The 2,989-nt window shown below is 62.8% G+C and carries 2 protein-coding genes and 1 pseudogene; 1 reads left to right on the top strand and 2 read right to left on the bottom strand.

The window, feature by feature from the left end:
- Window positions 1-888, bottom strand: an 888-nt coding sequence (locus K675_RS0118865; RefSeq protein ID WP_017905047.1) for an acyl-CoA dehydrogenase family protein, incomplete at its 3' end; no start/stop codon positions are given.
- Between the two features lie 343 nt (window positions 889-1,231).
- Complete coding sequence (locus K675_RS0118860) at window positions 1,232-1,795, bottom strand: helix-turn-helix domain-containing protein (protein ID WP_026145337.1); 564 nt, start codon at window positions 1,793-1,795, stop codon at window positions 1,232-1,234.
- On the opposite strand from K675_RS0118860, the pseudogene K675_RS0118855 reads away from it, so the two are divergent.
- Window positions 1,754-2,831: pseudogene (locus K675_RS0118855) on the top strand (DMT family transporter). The gene K675_RS0118860 and the pseudogene K675_RS0118855 overlap by 42 nt on opposite strands.
- The last annotated feature ends 158 nt before the right edge of the window (window positions 2,832-2,989 follow it).

Raw genomic sequence — 2,989 nt, 5'->3', positions numbered from 1 at the left:
CCCCCCCCGCCACTCCAGGTCGCCAATGGCGGCGAGGCTGAACGGGTCTTGCCAGCCATGCTCCTGCTGGCTGTCGATCCATGGGCGGGCCTGGCGCGCGTGGCGCTTGGTTTCTTCGAGTGCGCCGAGGGCGATACCGGTGTCGACGGCGGCCTGGATGATCTGCGAGATCGGGCCGTTGGCGGTCGGCTGGTCAAAGGCCAGGTGCGCGGGAATCACGCTGCCGCGCGGCACGCGCACATCGACGAACAGCGCGTTGCCGCTGGCGGTGGTGCGCTGGCCGAAACCGTCCCAGTTGTCGACGATGGTCAAGCCCTGGGCATGGCGTTCGACGAAGGCGATCTGCGCATTGCCCGCCTCGTCGAGGCCGACCACCGGCACGATATGGGCGAACAGCGCGCCGGTGCAGTAGAACTTCTCGCCGTTGATCACCGCCTCATCGCCTTCGAAGCGGATGCGGGTTTCGAAGGTGCCGGCGTTCTTGCTCTTGGCTTCGGAGAAGGCGTTGCCGAAGCGGTAGCCTTGCAGCACCTTGGCGAAGTAGTGACGCTTCTGCTCCTCGCTGGCGGTTTGCACCAGGATGTCGAGCACGCCAAGGTGGTTCTGCGGGATCTGGCCCAGGGACGGGTCAGCCGCCGAGATGATCTTGATCACCTCGGCGACGGTCACATAGGACACCCCGGCACCGCCATAGGCCTTGGGCACGGTGATGCCCCAGAGGCCGGTGGCGGCGAATTCGTCGAGTTCAGCGGCCGGCAGGCGACGTTCGCGATCGCGCACACTGGCCTCGACGGCAAAACGTGCGGCCAGTTGCCTGGCGGCGGCGATCGCCTCTTCATCCGAGCGGATGACATGGGCGACGTAGGTGGGTTTGGCGGCAGTTGTCATAGACCGACTCCAGAGTCCTGATGAGTGCGAAAGAACGCATGCAGAGGACATAGCAGGAGTCGTGCCTGAAATTAAAATACATTTATTTCAGTAAGTTAAGATAACAACCTAGAAACAGGTGAAGCTAAAAAATAGCCAAAGTGTCCAGTTGCTGTTGCCCTGGCAACAGTCGGTGAGGTGTCAATCTGGGCGTTGGAGTGGCGGGTATCGCTATCGCCAGCAAGCCGGCTCCCACAGGAGGACTGCGGTGTGTCGGGCAAAATGGTGCCGCTTTTCTTGTGGGAGAGCCGGCTTGCTGGCGATAGCGAGGGTGAATCCACCACCACCCTCCCAGTCACGCCCCTTATAGCACCACATTGCGCACAAAGCGCACCGCCACCTCGCCGTCATTGCGATATCCATGCGGCTGGTTACTCGGAAACATGAAGAACTCGCCCGTCGCCACCGACCGTTGCTGCTCCCCCAGCACCACCGTCAGGCAGCCCTCGAACACATACAACTGCTCACTCCAGCCATCGTTGTCCGGCTCGGAGTGATACACCTCGCCCGGTTCCAGGCGCCATTCCCACAACTCGACCTCACGGCTGGCCATGGCCTTGGCCAGCAGCACCGCCTTGCTGCCGGGAATGGAACCAGCCCAGGCCAGCTCATTGATCCGACTCGGGTCGCGGACGTCCGGGGCCTGGATCAGGTCGCTGAAAGCCACGTCAAGGGCTTCGGCCACCCGGTCAAGGGTGGTCAGGCTGACGTTCTTTTCCCCCGCCTCGATGGCCACCAGCATTCGCCGACTGACCCCGGACTTCTCCGAGAGCGCCGACTGGCTCAACTGCGCCGCGTGCCGCAAGCGTCGAACGTTGAGACTGACATGTTGCAGAACCGAAGCGCGTTGCGAAGTTTCTTTGTGCACTATATTGCTCACAGGCTGGGTTTGCGCAGTATACTGCCCATCTTTCGGCGCATTGTGCGTCTCACTTCAGGAAGCGCGCAAGGCCATGGTCCCGGTCAAATCCAGCAGTCTAATCCCTTCGGTCCTGCGGTTCAGCAAAGCCGAGGGCGTACTGATCCTGATCACCATGATCTGGGGCGGCACGTTCCTGCTGGTCCAGCACGCCATGACCGTCAGCGGGCCGATGTTTTTCGTCGGCCTGCGGTTTGCCGCCGCCGCCACTATCGTCGCGTTGTTCTCGGCCCGCAGCCTGCGGGGCATGACTGTGCTGGAGATGAAGGCCGGAGTGTTCATCGGCACGGCGATCATGCTCGGCTACGGCTTGCAAACCGTGGGCCTGCAGAGCATTCCCAGCAGCCAGTCGGCTTTCATCACTGCCCTGTACGTGCCCTTCGTGCCACTGCTGCAATGGTTGGTGCTGGGCAAGCGACCAGGCCTGATGCCCAGCGTCGGCATCATGCTGGCCTTTACCGGGCTGATGCTGCTGTCCGGGCCCAATGGCGCCCAGCTGAATTTCAGTTCGGGGGAAATCGCCACCATTGTCAGCGCCATCGCCATTGCCGCCGAGATCATTCTGATCGGCACTTATGCCGGCAAGGTCGATGTGCGCCGCGTCACCGTGGTGCAACTGGGCACGGCTTCGGTGCTGGCCTTCCTGATGATCGCACCGACCCGGGAAGCCTTGCCGGCGTTTTCCTGGACGCTGCTGCTCAGCGCCGTCGGCCTGGGCGCCGCCAGCGCGGCGATCCAGGTGGCGATGAACTGGGCGCAGAAGAGCGTGTCGCCGACCCGGGCCACGCTGATCTATGCCGGCGAGCCGGTATGGGCCGGGATCGCCGGGCGATTGGCCGGTGAGCGGCTGCCGGGGCTGGCGTTGGTCGGTGCCGGGTTGATCGTGGCGGCGGTGATCGTCAGTGAGTTGAAAACCAAGGGCAAGAGCGCCGAAGTGGTCGAGGAAGATGTCGAGGCCGAGGGGCTGGATTCGAACAAGCCCTGATATTTCCAAGTCAGCTCTGGCCAAAGGAGAACAGGAGGAGAACAGGCCTCCAGGCTGAACAGACCTCTGTGAGGCAGGGGGCTCTGTGATGCAGGGGTTCTGTGATGCAGGGGTTCTGTGATGCAGGGGCTCTGTGATGCAGGGGCTCTGTGATGCAG

Source organism: Pseudomonas fuscovaginae SE-1, assembly GCF_000364705.1.
GTDB classification, from domain to species: Bacteria; Pseudomonadota; Gammaproteobacteria; order Pseudomonadales; family Pseudomonadaceae; genus Aquipseudomonas; species Aquipseudomonas fuscovaginae_A.
The sequence above is the reverse complement of the archived record's forward strand: the minus strand, read 5'-3'. Positions and strand labels throughout refer to the sequence as shown.